The organism is Rhodococcoides kyotonense (assembly GCF_900188125.1).
GTDB lineage: Bacteria > Actinomycetota > Actinomycetes > Mycobacteriales > Mycobacteriaceae > Rhodococcoides > Rhodococcoides kyotonense.
Window position 1 is genome coordinate 29,368 of record NZ_FZOW01000001.1, and the last position, 21,991, is coordinate 51,358.

14 protein-coding genes are annotated in these 21,991 nt (G+C 65.2%); 5 read left to right on the plus strand and 9 right to left on the minus strand.

The features are described 5' to 3' along the window. The 6 genes from CHB96_RS00110 to CHB96_RS00135 form a co-directional block, all read right to left on the minus strand. The coding region (locus tag CHB96_RS00110; RefSeq protein WP_176444049.1) for a non-ribosomal peptide synthetase at nucleotides 1–3,485 on the minus strand (3,485 nt) is incomplete at its 3' end. A 727-nt stretch (nucleotides 3,486–4,212) separates the two neighbouring features. Beyond that, nucleotides 4,213–5,823 carry an apolipoprotein N-acyltransferase gene (lnt, locus tag CHB96_RS00115; RefSeq protein ID WP_089242574.1) on the minus strand — a complete coding sequence of 537 codons (1,611 nt, stop codon included), beginning with the start codon at nucleotides 5,821–5,823 and terminating at the stop codon, nucleotides 4,213–4,215. Then, on the minus strand, nucleotides 5,813–7,408 hold the full coding sequence (locus CHB96_RS00120) for an amidohydrolase (RefSeq protein ID WP_245865109.1): 1,596 nt from the start codon (nucleotides 7,406–7,408) through the stop codon (nucleotides 5,813–5,815). Before CHB96_RS00120 ends, lnt begins: the two co-directional genes overlap by 11 nt. Before the next feature lie 17 nt (nucleotides 7,409–7,425). Next, nucleotides 7,426–7,920: an FxsA family protein gene (locus CHB96_RS00125; RefSeq protein WP_089242575.1), complete on the minus strand. Its 495-nt coding sequence runs from the start codon at nucleotides 7,918–7,920 to the stop codon at nucleotides 7,426–7,428. Nucleotides 7,921–8,006: 86 nt separating this feature from the next. Further along, entirely contained in the window at nucleotides 8,007–8,666 is a 660-nt protein-coding gene (locus CHB96_RS00130; RefSeq protein ID WP_089242994.1) for a response regulator, read from the minus strand. A 21-nt stretch (nucleotides 8,667–8,687) separates the two neighbouring features. After that, the gene (locus CHB96_RS00135) at nucleotides 8,688–9,848 is read right to left on the minus strand and encodes a sensor histidine kinase (protein WP_089242576.1); all 1,161 of its coding nucleotides are present in this window, start codon (nucleotides 9,846–9,848) and stop codon (nucleotides 8,688–8,690) included. Nucleotides 9,849–9,882: 34 nt separating this feature from the next. Between CHB96_RS00135 and CHB96_RS00140 the strand changes: the two genes are divergently transcribed. The 3 genes from CHB96_RS00140 to CHB96_RS00150 are packed head-to-tail and all read left to right on the plus strand — an operon-like array spanning nucleotide 9,883 to nucleotide 13,546. Continuing rightward, the gene (locus tag CHB96_RS00140) at nucleotides 9,883–10,650 is read left to right on the plus strand and encodes a TSUP family transporter (protein WP_089242577.1); all 768 of its coding nucleotides are present in this window, start codon (nucleotides 9,883–9,885) and stop codon (nucleotides 10,648–10,650) included. Continuing rightward, nucleotides 10,632–12,188, plus strand: coding sequence for a TldD/PmbA family protein (locus tag CHB96_RS00145; protein WP_089242578.1), 1,557 nt, complete (start codon nucleotides 10,632–10,634; stop codon nucleotides 12,186–12,188). The genes CHB96_RS00140 and CHB96_RS00145 overlap by 19 nt, the downstream gene beginning before the upstream one ends. Next, on the plus strand, nucleotides 12,185–13,546 hold the full coding sequence (locus CHB96_RS00150; RefSeq protein ID WP_089242579.1) for a metallopeptidase TldD-related protein: 1,362 nt from the start codon (nucleotides 12,185–12,187) through the stop codon (nucleotides 13,544–13,546). Before CHB96_RS00145 ends, CHB96_RS00150 begins: the two co-directional genes overlap by 4 nt. 3 nt (nucleotides 13,547–13,549) lie before the next feature. Here CHB96_RS00150 and CHB96_RS00155 read toward each other — a convergent pair whose 3' ends face one another. Next, entirely contained in the window at nucleotides 13,550–13,975 is a 426-nt protein-coding gene (locus CHB96_RS00155) for a VOC family protein (protein WP_089242580.1), read from the minus strand. A 226-nt stretch (nucleotides 13,976–14,201) separates the two neighbouring features. Here CHB96_RS00155 and CHB96_RS00160 point away from each other — a divergent pair, with 226 nt between their 5' ends. Further along, the gene (locus tag CHB96_RS00160) at nucleotides 14,202–16,586 is read left to right on the plus strand and encodes an ATP-binding cassette domain-containing protein (protein WP_089242995.1); all 2,385 of its coding nucleotides are present in this window, start codon (nucleotides 14,202–14,204) and stop codon (nucleotides 16,584–16,586) included. 65 nt (nucleotides 16,587–16,651) lie between these two features. Here the strand turns inward: CHB96_RS00160 and CHB96_RS00165 are convergent, their stop codons facing one another. Both CHB96_RS00165 and cobN read right to left on the minus strand, forming a co-directional pair. Then, nucleotides 16,652–17,029 (minus strand): PPOX class F420-dependent oxidoreductase, encoded by a 378-nt coding sequence (locus CHB96_RS00165; RefSeq protein ID WP_089242581.1) that lies wholly within the window; start codon nucleotides 17,027–17,029, stop codon nucleotides 16,652–16,654. Between the two features lie 16 nt (nucleotides 17,030–17,045). After that, nucleotides 17,046–20,648 (minus strand): cobaltochelatase subunit CobN, encoded by a 3,603-nt coding sequence (gene cobN, locus CHB96_RS00170; RefSeq protein ID WP_089242582.1) that lies wholly within the window; start codon nucleotides 20,646–20,648, stop codon nucleotides 17,046–17,048. Nucleotides 20,649–20,844: 196 nt separating this feature from the next. On the opposite strand from cobN, the gene cobG reads away from it, so the two are divergent. Next, complete coding sequence (gene cobG / locus CHB96_RS00175; RefSeq protein WP_089242583.1) at nucleotides 20,845–21,972, plus strand: precorrin-3B synthase; 1,128 nt, start codon at nucleotides 20,845–20,847, stop codon at nucleotides 21,970–21,972. Nucleotides 21,973–21,991 lie beyond the last annotated feature (19 nt).

The window sequence follows — 21,991 nt, forward strand, 5'->3', positions numbered from 1 at the left end:
GGTGTGAGGGGTATGGAATCGAGCACCACGAACGCCGACGGCACCATATGCGACGGCAACGCCGACGCCACCTTCACACGAACATCCTCGACATCGATCACCACACCCGGAACCGGCATCACATACGACACCAACACCGTCGAACCAGCAGGACCGGAAACACCCAACGTCGCAACGAACTCCACACCAGGAACCGACGCGATCACCGCATCGATCTCACCCAACTCGATACGGAACCCACGCACCTTCACCTGAAAATCCGAACGCCCCACATACTCGAGCGCACCAGAAGCATTCCACCGCACCACATCACCCGTGCGATACATCCGCTCACCGACCACACCGAACGGCGCCGCAACGAACCGCTCCGCACTCAACCCAGCCCGATCGTGATACCCACGCGCCAACCCCGGACCCGCCAGATACAACTCACCCGCAACACCCACCGGAACCGGCTGCAACCGCTGATCCAGTACCAGCTGCTCGGAGCCGGTGATCGGCGATCCGATGTCCACCGGAACTCCGACATTCAACGCCGAGCTGACCGACGAGAACACCGTGGCCTCGGTCGGTCCGTACGCGTTGAACATCTTTCGGCCAGGCGCCCAGCGCTCGACCAACTCAGGACCACACGCCTCGCCGCCGGTCGCCACCACACGCAGATCCTCGAGACCCGCAGGATCCACCGACGCCAACGCCGCAGGCGTCACGAACGCATGCGTCACACGCTCCGCAGCCAACAACGACGCCAACTCCGCACCGCCGTACACATCCGTCGGCGCGATCACCATCGTCGCGCCGCCGCAGAAGGCGAGCACCAATTCGAGAATCGAGGCGTCGAAACTGGTCGATGCGAACGCGAGTGTTCGCGATCCGACAGTCACTTCGAATCGGTCGCGTTCCAGTTCGGCCATGTCGGCGAGACCCGTATGCGTCACCACGACGCCTTTGGGCGTACCGGTGGAGCCGGAGGTGTAGATCAAGTACGCCGCGTCGAGCACCGACGTCGTTCCGGTTCGGTCCTCGTCGGTGACGGGAGCGTCCGAGTTCTCGGACAGCTCCAAGGCGACGGTGTCGTCGTCCAGAACGGTCCAGGAGACGGCGGATCCGATGCCGGCGAGCACGTCGTGATGTTCGGCCACCGTGATGCCGAAGACTGCACCCGAATCGTTCAGCATGTGCGCAATACGATCCACCGGATACGACGGATCCACCGGCAGAAAAGCACCACCCGCCTTCGCCACCGCCCACACCGCCGTCACCGACGACACCGACCGCGACAACGCCAACGCAACAAAAGAACCAGGACCCACACCACGAGAAATCAACAACCGCGCCAACCGAGACGACGCCGCATCCAACTCCCCATACGACACCGACACCCCACCCGACACCAACGCCACACCATCGACACCCGCACTATCGACCGCTGCGGACAAGATCTCCGGCAACAACCGCACACCCACCGACACCCCACCACGCACCGGCACCAACGCCGCACGCTCGGTCCCGGATAGTACGTCGATGTCGCCGACGATGGACTCGTCGTTCTCGGCGACGATCTCGAGGATGCGGAGTAGTCGATCGGCGTGGTCGCGGACTGCGTCCTCGGTCAGTACCGACGCGTCGTAGTGGACGTCGACGGCGATTCCTGCAGGAGCGCCGACCGCGTCGAGATCCTCGGTGGTCTGCACCACGACATCGACGCCGTCGACCTCGGTGGGATCGACGGCGCAGGCGTGAGCGAGAACGACGCGGAACAGTGCTGCATCGTCCGTGGCACCGATCGCGCGACGTACGTCGGCCAACTTCACGTGCGCATGCGCGAGCGCTGCGGAATCGACGAGGCGGAGACGATGCGACAGCGCCGAGAAAGACTCGGCGGTATCCACCGAGCCTCGGAGCACGACAGTGTTACCCGACGTGTACGGGGTGCGAGCTCCGATCGAGACGTCGGTCTCGCCGGATACGCGGGAGAGAAGAGTCGCCAGGGCGGTGTGCAGCGACACCAGCACGCTCGATCCCTGGCGCGATGCCGATGCGAGAAGACCGCGGTGCGCTTCGGCGCCGAGGCGCACGTTCACCGTGCGCGGACTTCGCGATCCATCGGTGGCGGACCGTGTACGCGAGTGCGGGAGTCCGACGGGGTCGGAACGGTTCGCGAGTTCCGTGGACCAGAAGGCCAATTCCTGTTGTTCGACGCGTCGACGCTGCCCGATGGCCGCGCTCTCGGGGTGGACGTCGTCGATGTCGTCGTGTGGGCTCGCTGCGACGAAGGCCGACACGACATCGATGAAGGATCGATGATGCGCCGCGAGATCCTCGTCGACGTATCGGTTGGGGTTACCGCGGAAGTCGACGAAAGTTCTTGCGGGATCGCCACTTTGATAGACGTTGACCAACAGATCGTCGACCGGACCCGAGGTAACGATGTTGAATTCGCCGACGATCGGACCGAGGTGGATCTCCTGGTGGAACAGCATGACGTTGACCATCGGCGCGACGAGCGCCTTGTCGATACCGCTGCTGTGGAGATCGCGGCGGATGTCCTCGATGCTGAAACGTTGGTGCCGAAGGGCTCCCATCAGCTCGAGCTGCACCTGCGCGACGAGGTCGCCGACGGTCGAGCGCGCCGGTACGGTCACCGCGATAGGAGCGACGTTGACGAGCATGCCGCCCGAACGGCGAAGTGTCGCAGTGGTTCTCGCCGACACGGGGATGTTGACGAGCACGTTCTCCCGGCCGGTCATCCGCGACAGGTAGCACGCGAACGCCGAGATCACGACCGCTGCGGCGGTAGCCCCCTTCGAGGCGTCCGAATCCTCGAGCGCACTCACCACACCCTCGGGCAGAGCTGCGCTCTCGAGCTTGCTGGCCGCGATGGTGGCGCCGGGCGTGTTCGACAGCGTCGCACCGTCCTCCACGTCGCGGACGTGGTCTGCCCAGTACTGTCGATCGGTTTCGTAACGGGCCGACGAGCGGTAGGCCTCGTCGAGTTCGTACAGCGTGTGGAGGTCGGACGCCTTGGCAGGCGATGGGTCGCGCCCTTCGACCTCCGCTGTGTACAACTCCGCAGTGCGATTGACCATGGTCATGGCGCCGTAGCCGTCGAGCGCCACGTGGTGAATCTTGCTGTACCACAGGTATCGGTCGTCCTCGACCTGGAGAAGCCAGACGCCCATCAGTCGATCTTCGATCAGATCGATTGGCGCAACATAGTTTTCGTCGATCCAGCTACGTGCGGCCGCCATCGGATCCGGTTCGCCGCGGAAGTCGATCCAGTCGATCGAGTCGTCGATGGTGTGGTCGACGATCTGCACGGGCTCACCGTCGGACTCGGCCAGCCGGAGAAACGCCGATTGGAACTCGTGACCCGCTGCACGCGAGGCGCGTCGCAGTATCTCCAGGTCGAGATCTCCTCGGAGATCGACGTACTGAGCGATGCACACCGGGACGGTCGGCGCGAGCTGCTGCGCGAACCACATTCCTCGCTGAGCCGATGACAGCGGAAAACCACCGCTTGCACCGTTACCTCCCTGAGGAAGGGGGCTGTGAGATTCGCCTGAAACTGCGGCCCGCATTCATTCGCCTTTCTGGAACGAGGTCGAGGAAGGGGGTGTCGCGGCGGGATCGGTCAATGCAAAGTCCGTTCTCGAGCATGAGACGACGGGCGCAATGGACCGCCCCGGGCGCGAAAGGTCGGTACGGCTGTTGCCTCCCCGGCCGTTCTTACAGTGGTTCGTTGCGCGCTGCGGCAGGGATTGGCCCATGAAGGAGGTTCGAATCAGAATGTCGAAACGAAAAAGTACAGAAAAACAAACCCGAGGTCCGTTTCGAGAACGTCGCGTCGGAGCTGCCGACGACCGCCCAATCTTCCACCGAAGATCCCTCCCGAGTGCCAAAGCCACCGACCGCACACTCACGGCCGGGATGAAAACTTCCCATCGATCCAACTGCACGAGAGATCGCCCACCACGATCGATCGAACGGAAGCCGGCCGAAGCCGAATCTGTTCATCCCGATAACGCAAATGCGCGCTTACACACACTGCGATCTACAAACATACAATAGTTCGCCGCCCCCTTTATGGCCGATCACTATTGAAGAATCGAGCCGACATCCGAGACTGTTACAACGCGCGACAATTTCAGGGGTACAAGCGGAATCGAATCCCGGAACTCGAATCCGACTGGACCACAATTCCGTACGGTGTCATTTTTCGGTTGTCGAGTCGCTTTGTCCGCGAAAACCCGTCGGCAGGAATGTTTTACGTGATCGGGCTCTCCCGAGCAGGACGAACGCTGCCGCAAGCGCGGACAGGACGTACTCGGGAATGGACCCGAGATCCGTTGCGAGAGTCTTCTCGTGCCGCAAGTCGATCTGCGCCACCAACGCGTCGGGTACGAACAACTCGGTCCGTTGTGTGACGACACCGCTGGGCGAGACGATGGCACTGACGCCGCTCGTCGCCGCGACCACGACGGAACGTCCGTGCTCGACGGCTCGGACGCGGGACATCGCCAGTTGTTGGTACGTCATCTCGGTATCGCCGAATGTGGCGTTGTTGGTAGGAATTGCTATGAATTCCGCACCCGAGCGGACCGATTCGGTCAGTGCTCGGTCGAACGCGACCTCGTAACACGTGGCAATACCGGCAGCGATGCCATCGGCATGCACGACGCCGTCGCCGGTGCCCGGGACGAAATACCCTGCTCGGTCCGCGTACTCGGAGAACAGCCGAAAGAAACTTCGCCACGGCAGATACTCACCGAACGGTTGAATGATCTTCTTGTCATGTCGCTCCCCCGGTCCCGATGCACCGTCCCACACGATGACCGAGTTCGTCGTCGTTCGGTCGTCGTTGACCAGGACGGATCCGACGAGGATCGGAGCACCCACCGCCTCCGACGCGGCCGTGATCTCGGTTGCCGCGTCGGCGTTGCGGAGAGGGTCGATGTCCGACGCGTTCTCCGGCCACACCACGAGATCAGGGGCTGGCGTTCGGCCTGCCCGGACGTCGTCGGCGAGCGCGACGGTCTCGCGGACGTGGTTGTCCAGCACAGCGCGGCGCTGTGAGTTGAAATCCAGTCCCAGCCTCGGGACGCTGCCCTGGATGGCCGCGACGGTGATCGAGCGGGAGTCGGGATCGTGGTCGTCGCCGATCAACGTCGGCGAGACCAGCAGGGCGACTATCGACGCAGCAGCGGTGACGGCGACACCGACCAGAATTCCGGAGCGCTCGAGTCCGACGCGTCGGCGTCTCCTCGCCACCGCCACGGTCAGCGCCGCCAGACCGGTTCCGGTCAACGCAACTCCGAAACTGAGCAGGGGTGCCCCGCCGACACCTGCCAGCGGGAGCAGCCAGCCGTCGGGCTGACCGAACGCGAGGCGGCCCCACGGAAAGCCGCCGAACGGGAAGCTGGAGCGGGCCCACTCGACGAGACTCCAGACCAGTGCGACCGACACCGGCCACCACCGCGAGCGAGCGACGATCACTGCGAGCACTCCGAACAGGCCGATGAACACGGACTCCGCTGCGGCCAGCGCCAACCAGGGAAGCGGACCGACGTAGACGCCGATCCATGGCAGCAGTGGGACGAAGAATCCCAGGCCTGCGAGCATTCCGTACCCGAAGCCGGCCTTTTTCGTCAGCGATCCTTCGGTGCCGAAGCGAACGAGGACGAGGACCAGCAGCGCGATCGCTACCGGCGCGAGGAACCACAGTTGCCGAGGTGGGAAGCTGAGGAACAGCAGCAGACCCGATACGACCGACGCCGACGAGGACAGTGCGATCCGCAGGATCGGCGACCGATCACGCTTCATGGACGACCCGTCCGCGATGGACGGTGCGCAGGCAACGCGGACTCGGCGAGTCCAATTCGAGTGGAGGCAGCGGCGACACACCTGCCCTCGGATCCGTGGACCATCGTTGGACGCCGTCCTTGGGGGCTCGCACCACCAGTTCCGGGGCGTCCCACAGCGCAAAGCTCGCCGGCGCGCCAGGGGTGAGCGTTCCGGCCACTCCGTCGCGAACACCGCCTGCTCGCCAGGCGCCGCGGGTAGCGGCTGCGAACGCCGCACGCGGAGATACCCCGCTTCCAGGCGTGTGGTGACCGACTGCGGCCCGCAGAACGGCCCACGGGTCCAGTCCCGTGGCGGGCGCGTCCGACCCGAACGCGAGCGACACGCCTGTCGACGCGAGCTGCGTCAACGGGTTGAGCCCCGCCGCGCGCGTCGCGCCGAGCCTGCGGGCGTACAGCGAGTTCGCACCTCCCCACAGGCGGTCGAATTGCGGTTGCATGCTCGCGATGACACCCCACGACGCGAGCTTGCCTGCCTGATCGGCAGTGACCATCTCCAGATGTTCGACGCGGTGACCACGCGCGGCGAGTGCAGGTCCGCCCAACCGGGCTGCAACCGACGCGAAACCCTCGACGACGGCGTGCACAGCGGCGTCGCCGATCGCGTGGAATCCGGCTTGGATTCCGGCCTCGGTGCATGCCGCGATGTGCGCGGCGATGGCGTCCACGTCGAGGTAGGACGAACCACGGCCCGACGCGTCGGCATAGTCCTCGGTGAGCCAGGCAGTGTGCGAGCCGAGAGATCCGTCCACGAACACGTCGCCGCCCAGCGCGTGAGCGCCGGTCCGTGCGACGAGTTCCTCGGCTTCCGCCGGAGTCGACACCGCCTCGCCCCAGTAGCCCCGAACTTCGACACCGTGATCCATCGACAGCAGTTCTGCGAAATCGTCACGGCCGGCGATGTCGGGTCCACCGCATTCGTGCACGGCGACGATTCCCGACGCGGCCGCCGCGTCGAGAGTGCGCGTGCGCGCGGCCGCTCGGGCGGCAGGAGTGAGCATCGACCGAGCAGCAGCGCGTACTGCATGGTGTGCAGCCCGTGTCACGGGCATCTCCGGGTGGAAACCGTCGGCATCCTGCAGGCCCGCGCATGCGGCGCGGAGCGTGGTCGAACACGCCGCCGAATGCGAGTCGATGCGGGTCAGGTAGATCGCCCGGCCCGGCGCGATCGCGTCGAGCTCGGTCGTGGTGGGCGCACCCCCGTCGGTCCACGCCGACTCGTCGAAACCGTGTCCCCAGACGACGGGATCGTCGGACCCGGCCACGTAGCGCCGAATATCATCGAGACATTGTGCGCGCGAACGACATTCGGAGAGATTCATACCGCCGAGCAGCAGCCCGTGTGCTGTGACGTGTACGTGCGAATCGACGAAGGCGGGAGCGACGAACGCTCCCGCCAGATCGAACTCCTCGGCTCCGGGATGCAGAGCGCGGCCGGTGCGGTCCTCACCGGTCCACGTGACGATTCCATCGGTGACGGCCATCGCGGTGGCGTCGGGAGCGGAGGAACTGTAGATCCGCCCGCCGAGAAACAGTTGGGTGCTCACGGCAGACCAGTCTGCCCTCAGCGGGTAGGGGAATCGAAATCCCGTCCGTCGAGCTCGATGATCCGCCCGTGATCGCCCGTCTTCGGTCCTGTGTACGACTCGGAGACCACCTCACCGTCGATGACCGTCGGCCGCATACGGCTCGTGGCCGTCGCGACACTCGGCATCCAGCGTGCGGCGGCGGCCAGTACCAGCGGCCGCAACGCCCACCGGGTCGGCGGCAGCAGAAGCAGAATGCCGAACACCGTCGTCACCAGTCCGGGAACGAACATCGCGACGGATCCCACGGCGAACAGCACTCCGTCGGCCACCGCGCCCGCGGGTGTCCGTTCGCCGCGGCTCGCAGCCCGCAAGCCCTCCATCACACGACGACCTTGCGATCGGACGAGTACGAGACCGACGGCGGACCCTGCGATCAGCAGCAGGACGGTCCACAGCACGCCGATCGCACTGCCGACCGCGACGAGCGCGGCGACCTCGACGACGACATAGAGGAGGAAGAGAGCAAACACGGCGATTCCTTTCGTTGCCTGTCAGGTCAACGAACCACGATGCGAATTTTCTCCCGTTCAGGCGGATTTTCTCCGTGAGGACGTCGCTACGCCCCAGGCCGCACCAAGCCGGTCTCGTATGCCAGAACCACTGCCTGCACTCGATCGCGCAGGCCGAGTTTGGTCAGCACTCGGCCGACATGGGTCTTCACCGTCGCCTCCGACAACACCAGACTTCGGGCTATCTCCGCATTCGACAACCCCGTTGCCAGCAGTCCGAGCACCTCGCGCTCACGCTCGGTCAACGCGTCGAGCATGTTCGGATCCCGCGTCGGTGCCGTGTCTCCGGAGATGAAACGTGACAGTAGCCGCCTGGTGACTTTCGGCGAGACGACGGCGTCACCACCCGCGACGCTGCGGATCGCCGACACCAGATCCTCGGGTGGTGTGTCCTTCAACAGGAACCCACTCGCACCTGCCCTGAGCGCACCCAGAACGTGCTCGTCGAGGTCGAACGTCGTCATCACCAGTACGCGCGACTCGGAATCCGATGCCACGATCCGCGACGTGGCGGTCACCCCGTCGATCCCCGGCATTCGGACGTCCATCAGGACGACATCGGGCTTCAGCTCCTCCACTGCAGCGAGGGCAGCCGCGCCGTCGGACGCCTCACCCACGACCGGCAGATCGTCCTGCGCGTCCAGAACCATCGTCAGTCCCATCCGCATCAGTTCTTGGTCGTCGACAATGAGAACGCTGATCGGCACCGACACAACATATCCGCATCGTCACTCGAGGGGCAGCACAGCTCGCACGAGCCACTGACCGTCCTTGGTACGCCCCGCCTCCAGCGTCCCCTGGAGCACGGCGACGCGTTCGCGCATTCCGAGCAGACCGTTTCCAGTTCCCTGGACCGAGCTCGCGACCGATCCGACGCCACTGTTGCCGATCTCGACCAGCACGTCGTTCTCCCGTCGAATCACGGACACCTCCGCTCTCGGAGCATGGCCTCCGTGCCGCAGCACGTTCGTCAACGACTCCTGGACCACTCGGTGGACACCGAGACTGATCGCAGGGCTGATGTCGTCGAGATTTCCCGTCTGTTCGAGTTCGACGTTCAGACCCGCGCTCGCCATCATCTCCACCACCTTCGCCAATCCGGCAGTTCCGTACTGAGGCATGTCGTCGATGTGCGGGGTGGTGCGCAGCAGTGCGACCGTGCGTCGGAGCTCGGCGAGGGCCTGTCGGCCGGTCGCGGAGATGTTCGCGACAGCCTGCTCGGCGCGTTCGGGATCCTTCCTGATCGCGTACGACGCACCGTCCGCCTGGACCACCATGACGCTCACGCCGTGCGCGATGACGTCGTGCAACTCACGGGCGATGCGGGTGCGTTCGAGTGCCACGGCTTCTTCGGCGCGGCGGTCGCGGTCGTACTCGGCGACGACGAGCCGGGCTTCGACGGCCTCGTCGTATGCGCGACGCGCCCCCAGGAACTCTGCGGCGATCCACGCCAGCGCATACATCATGACGGTGAACACGGCCGACGAGATCGGTTCCTCGTCGAACACGAGGATCGACAATGTCGAGTCCGCGAGTACCGCGACCAGATACAGCGTCCCCTCACGTCGACCCACGTACGCAACCAACGTGTAGAGCATGATCGGCATCGCCAGGAGCGACAGGTGCAGGTTGCTCGTCTCCCCCACGGCCAGTCCGGTGAACGTGCCGAACAACGACGCAACGAGCACCGCGGTCGCGACGGTCCGAGGGTGACGACGACGCCACGCCACCGGAACGCTGACTGCCACGGCTACGACAGCGAACAGCAGCCAGTTTCTCGTCTCGGCGTTGCTGACCAACGCCACTACGTCGAGCACGAAGAGCGCCCCGGCCAGCAGCGAGTCCGCCACGAACGGCTTGCCCCTGAGCCACAGGCTGAATCTCCGCATGTGATTGAGTTTGCCGCATGACAGCAGTGAACAAATGACAGCGGCTGATTGGGGCCTGCTGATGGTCGCCGCGACGGCTGCCGGTTGGGTCGACGCGGTCGTCGGCGGCGGAGGACTGATCCTGCTGCCCGCGATTCTGCTGGTAGCGCCGCAGCTGAGTCAGCAAGCCGCGTTGGCGACCAACAAGGTGACCGCCGTATTCGGGACAGGCGCAGCCGTCGTGACGTTCGCTCGCAAGGTCGCGCTCGACTGGAAGATCCTCGCTCCTGCGGCGGTCTTCGCAGCGGTGGCGTCGGCAGCAGGCGCGGCAGCTGTCTCGCTCATCGATCGAGACCTGTTCGTGCCCATCATCATGGTCGTACTCGTCGGGGTCGCGATCCTCGTGACCGCGCGCCCGACGATCGGTACCGTTGCGGCTTCCCGCCCGCCCATGACGCGCAAGATCGTCGTCGTCGTGTTTCTCGCCGCAGGCGGTTTCGGGTTCTACGACGGAATTCTCGGACCGGGTACCGGCACGTTCTTCATCATCGCGTTCGCGACGATGCTCGGCACCGAGTTCGTGCGCAGCGCCGCGATGGCGAAGGTCCTCAACCTCGGCTCCAATCTCGGAGCTCTGACGTTCTTCGCCGTCACCGGGCATGTGCTGTGGCAACTCGGCGCGGCCATGGCAGTCTGCAACGTGGTCGGCGCCGTCGTGGGCTCACGCATGGCGATCGCGCGAGGCGCGGGATTCGTGCGCGTCGTACTGCTCGTCGTCGTGCTCGGCATGGTCGTCCGACTCGGATGGCAACAGTTCGGCTAATCTCCATTCCTGTGACCCAGCCGTCCGACAGACAAGTGGACCCGGACTTCCGGGCGTTACCGTGCGGTGAGCTGGCGGCCGCAGCCTTGGACACCGCCCGCAAGGCCGGTGCATCACATGCCGACTTCCGCGTGCACCGACTCGCCACGCAGTCGCTGAACCTGCGCGACGGCGCCGTGCAATCGGCCGTCGACGGTTCCGAGATCGGTTTGGCCGTACGCGTCGTCGTCGACGGGACATGGGGATTCAGCTCGCACAGCGAGCTGTCCGTCGACGCGGCCGTGGCGACTGCCGCATCTGCCGTCGCCGTCGCGAAGGCGCTGCGCTCGCTCAACCGCGAACGTGTCGAGCTCGCCGACGAGCCCGTGTACGCGAACGCGTCGTGGGTGTCCCGGTACGAGATCGACCCGTTCGAAGTACCGACTCGCGACAAGGTCGATCTGCTGTCCGACTACTCGGCACGGTTGCGCGCGTCCGACGGCGTCGACCACGTCACCGCGTCCGTGCTGCAGGTGAAGGAGCAGTCCTACTACGCCGACCTCGCCGGAAGTTCCATCACCCAGCAGCGCGTGCGACTGCATCCTCAGCTGGAGGCGACCACCGTCGACACCGCGGCGGGCGCGTTCGAGACGATGCGCACCTTGGCGCCGCCGGTGAGTCGCGGATGGGAGTACCTGGGTCAGAACAGCACGTGGGATTGGTCGGACGAACTGTCGCGGATCCCTGGGTGGCTCGCCGAGAAGGTCAAGTCGCCGCCGGTCGTCGCGGGCCCGACGGACCTCGTCATCGATCCGACCAACCTATGGCTGACGATCCACGAATCCATCGGTCACGCAACCGAATACGATCGTGCGATCGGATACGAAGCTGCATACGCCGGAACGTCGTTCGCCACACCCGACCAGCTCGGGACACTGAAGTACGGCAGCGAGAACATGCACGTGACGGCAGACCGCACGGAGATCAACGGGCTGTCCACCATCGGATACGACGACGACGGGGTCGCGGCCCAGAAATGGGACCTGGTCCGAGACGGCGTGCTCGTCGGGTATCAGCTCGACCGCGTCTTCGCGCCGCGACTCGGCCTGGCGAGGTCCAACGGTTGCTCCTACGCCGACTCGGCGCAGCACGTGCCGATCCAACGGATGGCCAATGTGTCTCTGGAACCCGACCCCGACGTCGATCGCAGCATCGACGACCTGGTCGCCTCCGTCGACGACGGCATCTACGTCGTCGGCGACAAGAGTTGGTCGATCGACATGCAGCGCTACAACTTCCAGTTCACCGGCCAGCGCTTCTTCAGGATCAAGAACGGTGTCCTCGACGGCCAGGTGCGCGACGTCGCCTACCAGGCCACGACGACGGACTTCTGGGGATCGATGGATCTGGTCGGCGGCGCGTCGACGAGACGCCTCGGTGGCGCGTTCAATTGCGGAAAGGCACAACCCGGTCAGGTCGCGGCCGTCAGTCACGGGTGTCCAGCCGCCGTGTTCCGCGGAGTGAACGTCCTCAACACACGATCGGAGGCCGGCCGGTGATTCCTGGTCACGACGTCGTCGAGCGAGTGCTGTCGCTCGCCACTGTCGACGAGACGTTCGTCATCGTCACGGATTCGAGTGAGGCATCACTGCGGTGGGCCGGAAACTCGATGACCACCAACGGAATCGGCACGTCGAGGACGTGGACGGTGGTCTCGATAGTGCGTGCAGCCGACGGCACGAAGGTGTCGACGGTGTCCTCGACGAGTGTCGATCCGGACGACATCGCGTCGGTTGTCGCCGCGTGCGAGAAGACAGCGCGCACAGCGGAAACTGCCGAAGATGCCATGCCGTCGATCACCGGCGCGGGTGCGCCCGACGACTGGAATGCAGACACCGAACACACCACCATCGACGTGTTCGGAGGATTCACAGCGGATCTGGCCGCGGGCTTCGACCGTCAGGATCAGCTGTACGGCTTCGCGCATCATCGTCTCGACACCGTGTGGCTCGGGTCGTCGTCGGGCATCCGGCGACGTTTCACGCAGCCGACCGGATCGATCGAGATCAACGGCAAACGCGACGACGCCAGCGCCTGGGTCGGGGCGAGCACCAAACGGTTCGACGACGTGAACGTCGCCGCCCTGCTCGACGACCTGTCCACGCGACTCGGTTGGGCGTCCCGCCACGTCGATCTCCCCGCCGGCCGATACGAGACGGTGCTGCCCCCGTCGGCCGTCGCCGACCTGATGATCTATCTGATGTGGACGATGGAGGGCCGCGGAGCGCAAGAGGGACATACCGCGTTGTCCAAGCCCGGCGGCACACGCGTCGGCGAGAAGTTGGGTCGAATACCACTGACGCTGTACTCCGATCCGGCAGAACCCGGGCTCGAGTACTCACCGTTCGTCGCTGCGGGCGCGTCGAACGATTCGGTCTCCGTGTTCGACAACGGTATGTCCACGTCGCGCGTCGAGTGGGTGCAGGACGGCGCCGTCGGTGCTCTTGCATACCCACGGTTCCTAGCGAAGAAGTACGACACCGACCCGGTGATCCCCGGCGACAACTTGATTCTGACCGGCGGCAGCGACAGCGATCTGGACGCCATGATCGCGCGTACCGAACGCGGCCTGCTGCTCACTACCCTGTGGTACATCCGCGAAGTGGATCCGGCGACTCTGCTGCTCACCGGGCTGACTCGCGATGGTGTCTACCTCGTCGAGGACGGCAAGGTCACCGGAGCCGTCAACAACTTCCGATTCAACGAGAGCCCGCTGGATCTGCTGCGCCGCGTCACCGAGGCCGGGGCAACGGAAAAGACGCTGCCCCGGGAGTGGAAGGACTGGTTCACACGAACGGCGATGCCGCCGTTGCGCATTCCGGATTTCCACATGTCCTCGGTGAGCAAGGCTCAGTAGTAGCTACTCGCCGGGACCGGAGATTTCGAGCGCGATGTTGTCGGGATCGCGGAACTCGACGATCGCGAGACCGGAACCGATCGGCTTGATCGGCTCGTGCTCGATCCCGAGGTCGTCGAGCGTTGTCACGGCGTCGAGAAGATCCTGGTGAGTCTCGACTGCGAAGCTCAGATGATCCAATCCGGTGCGGTCCTCGTCGAACCGGTCCTGCCCGGGTGCCACAGGGCGCAGCCCGAACATTCCGCCCCCGAACTGATAGATGACTCCACCAAAGAGGAACGCCAGCGACTTCTTCGTCTCCTCGTCCGCATTCGGGTCCCACTCGAAGGCGACGTCGAAGCCGAACACGTCGTCGTAGAACTTCCGCGACACGTCTATGTCGCTGACAGTGACACGAACATGGTGGAAATCGGTGGCCTTGATCGCCATGGTGTTTCTCTCCTCGTCTGGTGGCGTTCGATGCCACCGATCTACTTCTCTTACGGTGTCGCCGCCTGAATCGTTCGCCCGAACGAGAGTGCACCACTGCGGCTCGTACGAAACGTCGCTCCCTCTGCCGTACCGGTCAGGAATCGAGAAGTATCGACGGCAGGCTGCCACTATCGTCATCGCAGAGAACGAATCACGACACCGCCACAGGAAGAGACGAGCACAGATGACCACGAGCGTGGACGCACTGTCATCCGAGACCCACATCGCCGACAGTCACGACCTGATTCGCGTTCGCGGCGCGCGGGTCAACAACCTCCAGGACATCAGCGTCGAGATCCCCAAGCGCAGGCTGACCGTGTTCACGGGAGTGTCCGGGTCCGGCAAGAGTTCGTTGGTGTTCAGCACCATCGCCGCTGAATCTCAGCGCATGATCAACGAGACCTACAGCGCGTTCGTTCAAGGTTTCATGCCGTCGCTCGCGCGGCCGGACGTGGATGTTCTCGACGGGTTGACCACGGCGATCATCGTCGACCAGCAGCGTATGGGAGCCAACCCGCACTCGACGGTCGGTACGGCAACCGACGCCAACGCAATGCTCCGGATCCTGTTCAGCCGACTCGGCTCCCCGCATGTCGGGTCACCCCAGGCCTTCTCCTTCAACGTCGCCTCGATCTCCGGGGCCGGCGCGGTCACCGTCCAGAAGGGCGGCCGCGAAACGAAGGAGAAGCGAACGTTCTCGATCACCGGCGGCATGTGCCCGCGGTGCGAGGGTCGAGGATCGGTCAGCGACATCGACCTGACGGCGCTCTACGACGCCACCAAGTCTCTCAACGACAGCGCCATCACCATTCCCGGATACAGCATGGAGGGTTGGTACGGCCGAATCTTCCGCGGGTGCGGCTACTTCGATCCGGACAAGCCGATCGCCAAGTTCACCAAGAAGGAACTGAACGACCTGCTCTACCGGGAGCCGACCAAGATCAAGGTCGAAGGCATCAATCTGACCTACTCGGGTCTGATCCCCCAGATTCAGAAGTCGTTCCTGTCCAAGGACGTCGACGCCATGCAGCCGCACATCAGGGCGTTCGTGGAACGTGCTGTCACGTTCGCGACGTGCCCCGAATGCGAGGGCACTCGATTGAACGAGGGCGCACGGTCGTCGAAGATCGGCGGCGTCAGCATCGCCGACGCCTGTGCGATGCAGATCACCGACCTCGCCGCGTGGGTCAGCGGGCTGAAGGAACCGTCCGTCGCGCCGTTGCTCGAATCGCTGAGCGAGACACTCGATTCGTTCGTGCGGATCGGTCTCGGCTACCTCAGCCTGGACCGGCCTGCAGGTACGTTGTCCGGTGGTGAAGCACAGCGCACCAAGATGATCCGGCATCTCGGGTCGTCGCTCACCGATGTCACCTACGTGTTCGACGAACCGACGACCGGCCTGCACCCGCACGACATCCAGAACATGAACGAACTGCTCCTCCAGCTGCGCGACAAGGGAAACACCGTTCTGGTCGTCGAACACAAGCCCGAGACGATCGTGATCGCGGACCACATCGTCGATCTGGGACCGGGCGCCGGAACAAGCGGCGGCACAGTGTGTTTCGAAGGTTCGGTCGACGGGCTGCGTAGCAGCGACACCATCACCGGTCGTCACTTCGACGATCGAGCCGTCCTCAAGGAATCGGTCCGGGACTACTCCGAGGTCATCGAGATTCGCGGAGCGGACTCGCACAACCTGCAGGACGTCGACGTCGACGTGCCGCTCGGTGTGTTGGTCGTCGTCACCGGTGTCGCCGGGTCCGGGAAGAGCTCGCTGATCCACGGTTCGCTGTCGGGTCTCGACGACGTGGTGTCGATAGACCAGAGCGCCATTCGCGGATCTCGGCGCAGCAATCCTGCGACATACACAGGGCTGCTCGAACCTATCCGGAAGGCATTCGCGAAGGCCAACGGCGTCAAACCTGCTCTCTTCAGCGCGAACTCGGAAGGCGCCTGCCCGACGTGCAACGGCAACGGCGTCATCTACTCCGATCTCGCCATGATGGCAGGCGTCGCGACGCCCTGCGAGGAATGCGAGGGCAAGCGATTCCAGGCATCGGTGCTCGACTACCACCTCGGCGGCAAGGACATCAGCGAGGTTCTCGCGATGTCGGCGGCCGAAGCCGAGAGTTTCTTCGGGGGCGGCGAGGCGAAACTGCCTGCGGCGCACAAGATTCTGACCCGCTTCGTCGATGTCGGACTCGGTTACATCAAGCTGGGTCAGCCGTTGACGACGTTGTCCGGCGGTGAGCGTCAGCGTCTCAAGCTCGCCACTCACATGGGCGAGAAGGGCGGGATCTACGTGCTCGACGAGCCGACCACCGGGCTCCATCTCGCCGACGTCGAACAGCTTCTCGGACTGTTGGATCGGCTGGTGGACTCGGGCAAGTCCGTCATCGTCATCGAACACCACCAGGCCGTCATGGCGCATGCCGATTGGATCGTCGACCTCGGTCCCGGCGCAGGCCACGACGGTGGCCGCGTCGTCTTCGAAGGCACACCCGCAGATCTGGTGGCGGACCGTTCGACCTTGACGGGACAGCACCTTGCCACCTACGTGGGGCTGTAGGCGTCAGGCCGCGAGTAGGCAACACCGTCGTGAGTGAAAATGTGTACAGGGGTACACATTTTCACTCACGTAGGTGTGACCGAAATGCCTACGGTGCCGGTCTTGCCTCGGCGGAGGTTGCTGCCCTTGATGGTCAGCCACCCGAGGATTCCGTACTTCTTCGCTATGGCGGCGCGGGCCTGCTCGGTCCCCGACGAGTCCAGAATCTCGGCGCGCCCGTCGACCGCGTCGCCCTGGACCGTGCCGCGCGCCGAACACGGTGCGATCGTCACTGCGGCGTTGCGCTTGATCCGCTTGACCTTCCATGAATCAGCGGTCGTCCACACCAGAAGTCGGCCGCCGTCGCGCGCACCCCACAGAGGTGTCGCGACGGGCGTTCCGTCCTTCTTGAAGGTCGTGAGCGAGACGTATTTTCCGTCGGCGATCTCCTGAAAAGAGGACATGTCGCCCAGAGTACGGCTACTCCCCCTCCAAGTCGCCCTCTGTCTCGAGGTACACCTGACGAAGTTCACCGAGGATCTTCGGGTCCGGCTCCGCCCACATTCCGCGTTCGGTTGCTTCGAGTAGTCGTTCGGCGATGCCGTGCAGTGCCCACGGGTTGGACTGCTGCATGAACTTCTGATTCTGCTCGTCGAGAACGTACGTCTCGGCGAGCTTCTCGTACATCCAGTCGGCGACGACGTCGGTCGTCGCGTCGTAACCGAACAGATAGTCGACGGTCGCAGCCATCTCGAATGCACCCTTGTAGCCGTGTCGGCGCATCGCCTCGAGCCACCGAGGGTTGACGACGCGTGCACGGAACACACGGGCCGTCTCCTCGGACAGCGTTCTGGTGCGCACGGATTCGGGCCTCGTGCTGTCCCCGATATACGCCTCGGGCGATCGTCCGGTCAGTGCTCGCACCGTCGCGACCATGCCGCCGTGGTACTGGAAGTAGTCGTCGGAATCCGCGATGTCGTGTTCACGGGTGTCGGTGTTCTTGGCTGCCACCGCAATTCGTCGATACGCGGTACGCATGTCGTCCGAGGCGGGTACACCGTCGAGCCCGCGGCCGTACGCGAAACCACCCCACGTCGTGTAGACCTGTGCCAGGTCGTCGTCACTGCGCCAGGTCTTGCTGTCGATCAGCTGCAGCAGACCCGCGCCGTACGTTCCCGGCTTCGACCCGAAGATTCGCGTCGTCGATCGGCGCTCGTCTCCGTGCTCGGCGAAATCGGCCTGCGCGTGCGCGCGGACGTAGTTCTGCTCCGCGGGCTCGTCGAGTGCCGCGACCAACCGCACCGCGTCGTCGAGCAGTGCGAGGACGTGCGGGAACGCGTCGCGGAAGAAGCCACTGATGCGGACGGTCACATCGATCCGAGGACGACCCAGCTCGTCGAGATCGATCACCTCCAGCGTCGTGACACGCCGCGACGCCTCGTCCCACACCGGACGCACACCGAGCAGCGCGAACACCTCCGCGACGTCGTCACCCGACGTGCGCATCGCCGATGTACCCCAGACCGACAGACCGACGGACTTCGGCCATTCGCCGTGATCCTGTCGGTACCGGGCGAGCAGCGAGTCCGCCATCGCCTGGCCGGTCTCCCACGCCAACTTCGACGGGACGGCTTTCGGGTCGACAGAGTAGAAGTTGCGGCCCGTGGGCAGGACGTTGATCAGACCGCGCAGGGGCGAGCCACTCGGACCGGCAGGGATGAACCCACCGTCGAGGGCGTGGAGAACCTGTTCGATCTCCCGCGACGTTCCGCGAAGCCGCGGCACCACCTCGGTTGCCGCGAACTTCAGGATCTCCGTGACGACCGGACCGTGGTCTCCCCCGACCGTCTCGGCGGCGGCGGGGTCCCACTGCGCTGCCTGCATCGCCGCGACGAGCCCGTGCGCGAGCGCCTCGATCTCGTCGACGCGGGTGCGCTCCTCGTCGCCGTCCTCGCTCAGGCCCAATGCCTCACGAAGGCCGGGAACGGACTGCTCCCCGCCCCACATCTGCCGTGCGCGCAGCATGGCCAGCACGAGTTCGACCTCGGCGTCGCCGACCGGCTCCTGCCCGAGGACATGTAGTCCGTCCCTGATCTGAACGTCCTTGATCTCGCACAACCAGCCGTCGACGTGCAGAAGCATGTCGTCGAACACTTCCTCGTCCGGCCGCTCCTCCAACCCGAGGTCGTGGTGCATCTGTGCTGCGGTCATCAGCGTCCAGATCTGCTGACGGATCGCGGGCAGCTTCGCCGGATCGAGCGCCGAGATGTTGGCGTGTTCGTCCAGCAGCTGCTCGAGACGAGAGATGTCGCCGTAGCTCTCGGCGCGCGCCATCGGCGGGATGAGATGGTCGACGAGCGTCGCATGCGCACGGCGTTTGGCCTGCGTGCCCTCGCCCGGGTCGTTGACCAGGAACGGATAGATCAACGGAAGGTCGCCGAGCGCCGCGTCGGTTCCGCACGAGGACGACATCCCGAGCGTCTTACCCGGGAGCCACTCGAGGTTTCCGTGCTTGCCGAGGTGAACCATCGCGTCGGCGCCGAACCCGCCGTCCTGCTGCGACGCCTGGATCCAGCGGTACGCGGCCAAGTAATGATGACTCGGCGGCAGGTCGGGGTCGTGATAGATCGCGACGGGCTTCTCCCCGAAACCGCGCGGTGGCTGCACCATGATCACGACATTGCCGAATTGCATTGCTGCGATGACGATTTCACCGTCCGGATCGGCAGAACGGTCGACGTACATCTCGCCCGGTGCCGGTCCCCAGTGCTCTTCGACGGCCGAGGTCAGTTCCTCGGGCAACTGCGAGAACCACGTTCGGTACAGAGCTGCCGAGATGCGAATCGGGTTGCCTTCGAGCTGCTCGTCGGTGAGCCAGTCCGGATCCTGCCCACCGCGCGCGATGAGCGCATGGATCAATGCGTCGCCGTCTCGCGCTGCCAGACCTGGAATGGAATCGGGGCCGTCGACAGGACCGAGATCGTAACCGGCCGCGCGCATCTCGGACATCAACGCGATCGCGCTGGCGGGTGTGTCGAGGCCGACCGCGTTGCCGATGCGCGCATGCTTGGTCGGATATGCCGAGAACATCAACGCGATACGACGTTCCTGCGACGGAATGTGCCGGAGCTTCGCGTGTCGCACGGCGATGCCCGCGACCCGCGCCGCACGTTCGTGATCGGGCACGTACGTGGTCAAGCCGTCGCCGTCGATCTCCTTGAACGAGAACGGAACCGTGATCAATCGGCCGTCGAATTCCGGAACTGCGACCTGCGTGGCCACGTCGAGGGGTGACAGTCCGTCGTCGTTGGCCTCCCAGGTCTCTCGGCTGCTCGTCAGGCACAGCCCCTGCAGGATCGGCACGTCGAGAGCGGCCAGTTCGGCGACGTCCCATGCTTCGTCGTCGCCACCCGCCGACGCTCCGGCCGGCTTGGTTCCGCCGGCCGCCAACACCGTCACGATCATCGCGTCGGCTCTCTTCAGCGTCGCGAGAAGCTCGGGCTCGGCTGTGCGCAGCGACGCACAGAAGATCGGAAGCGCTTGTCCGCCTGCATTTTCCACCGCAGCGGACAGCGCGTCTATGTACGCGGTGTTGCCGGCGAGGTGCTGAGCTCGGTAGTACAGAATCGCGACAGTCGGCCCTGCATCGGAGGCGGCGGGTCGTTCCAACAGTCCCCACGTGGGAGTGTGCAGCGGCTCGGAGAACCCGTGACCGGTGAGCAGCACGGTGTCGGACAGGAACGCGAACAGCTGGACGAGGTTCTCCGGTCCCCCTTCGGCGAGGTAGTTGTGCGCTTGCGCGGCGACGCCCGCGGGGACCGTCGACAGTTCCATCAGTTCGGCGTCGGGTGCCTGCTCGCCACCCAGTACGACGACGGGGAGCCCGGACGCGAGTACCGCATCGACGCCTTCTTCCCACGACCGCTTGGAGCCGAGGATACGCAGCACGACGAGATTGGCGCCCTGCGCGAGTGCGGGGACGTCGTCGGCGATGAGTCGGGAGGGGTTACCCCATCGATAGTCGGCACCACTGGCGCGTGCACTGAGCAGATCGGTATCCGACGTCGACAGCAGCAAGATCACGGGTAAAGCCCTTCTGAAGGGTGTTCGCGCCCTTCGATCATCTTGTACCTGGGGCTCGAAGGAGAGGGTCTGACTTTCACAGTGGCGCGACCGCACCGGGATTGCACCGGTTTCCTCTCGGCCGAAGCCTTGTCGAGAAGGATGCTACCCAATGCGGCGGCGTCGGCTGTCACGCAGAACCGATAGCCTCGGATACATGAGTTCGCGCGAGAATCCCGATCGCTGCCCCGGGGCACTCACGATGCACCAGGCAGCGGACGGTGGCCTGGCCCGCGTGCGGTTGCCCGGCGGTCGGCTGGGGTCCGACGCGATGGCGCAACTCGCGCACGCGGCGACGGAACTGGGCGACGGCACGCTCGAACTGACGTCGCGCGCGAACGTCCAGTTCCGCGGGGTCACCGACGGCGACGAACTGGCCGACCGACTCGCGGCCGCAGGACTCCTTCCGTCGCCGACGCACGAGCGAGTGCGCAACATCCTCGCGTCCCCGCTGTCGGGACGGGTCGGCGGTCGAGCCGACGTACGCGAGTCGATCACGCGCCTCGACACGGAACTGTGCTCACGGCCGACGCTGGCCGCGCTACCCGGGCGAACCCTCTTCGCGCTCGACGACGGTCGAGGCGACGTCACAGCCCTGCAGCCCGACTTCGGTGTCCAGGCGATCACGCCCGACGAGTTCGCGCTCGTGCTCGCAGGCGCCGACACGGGCGTGCGCGTCGCGGCCGAGGAGATCGTGGGTGTCCTCCTGGGTGCAGCGCAGGCGTTCGTCGATCTGCGGAGCACCGAGTGGCGCCTGTCCGAGTTGCCCGACGGGACGGATCGGATGCTCGCCGCGCTGGGATACGTCCGCACAGGCGCAGCAGAACTGGACGTCTCCGGCGCCGATGTACCGCCGATCGGTTGGTTGCCGCAGGACGACGGCCGCGTCGCGCTCGGCGGTGTGCTCGCGATGGGTGTTCTCGACGCCAGGCTCGCCGAGTTCCTTGCCGCGATCGAACGTCCGCTGGTCGTCACCCCCTGGCGTGGCATCGTGGTCTGCGACCTGGACGAAGGTGCAGCGGAGACGGTCGTGCGGGTTCTTGCACCGATGGGCCTGAGCTTCGACGAGTCCTCTCCGTGGGCGCAGGTCGGCGCGTGCACCGGTTCACCCGGCTGCGAGAAGTCGCACGCCGATGTCCGGGCAGACCTCACTCTTGCCGTCGACGAGGGTCGGATCCCGACAGGACGCCGTCAGTACTGGTCCGGGTGCGAACGCCGCTGCGGACGGCCGAAGGGCGATGTCGTCGACGTCGTCGCCGGACCCACCGGATACCGGGTGTCCTGAGCCCCGCCTGCCCTGACCT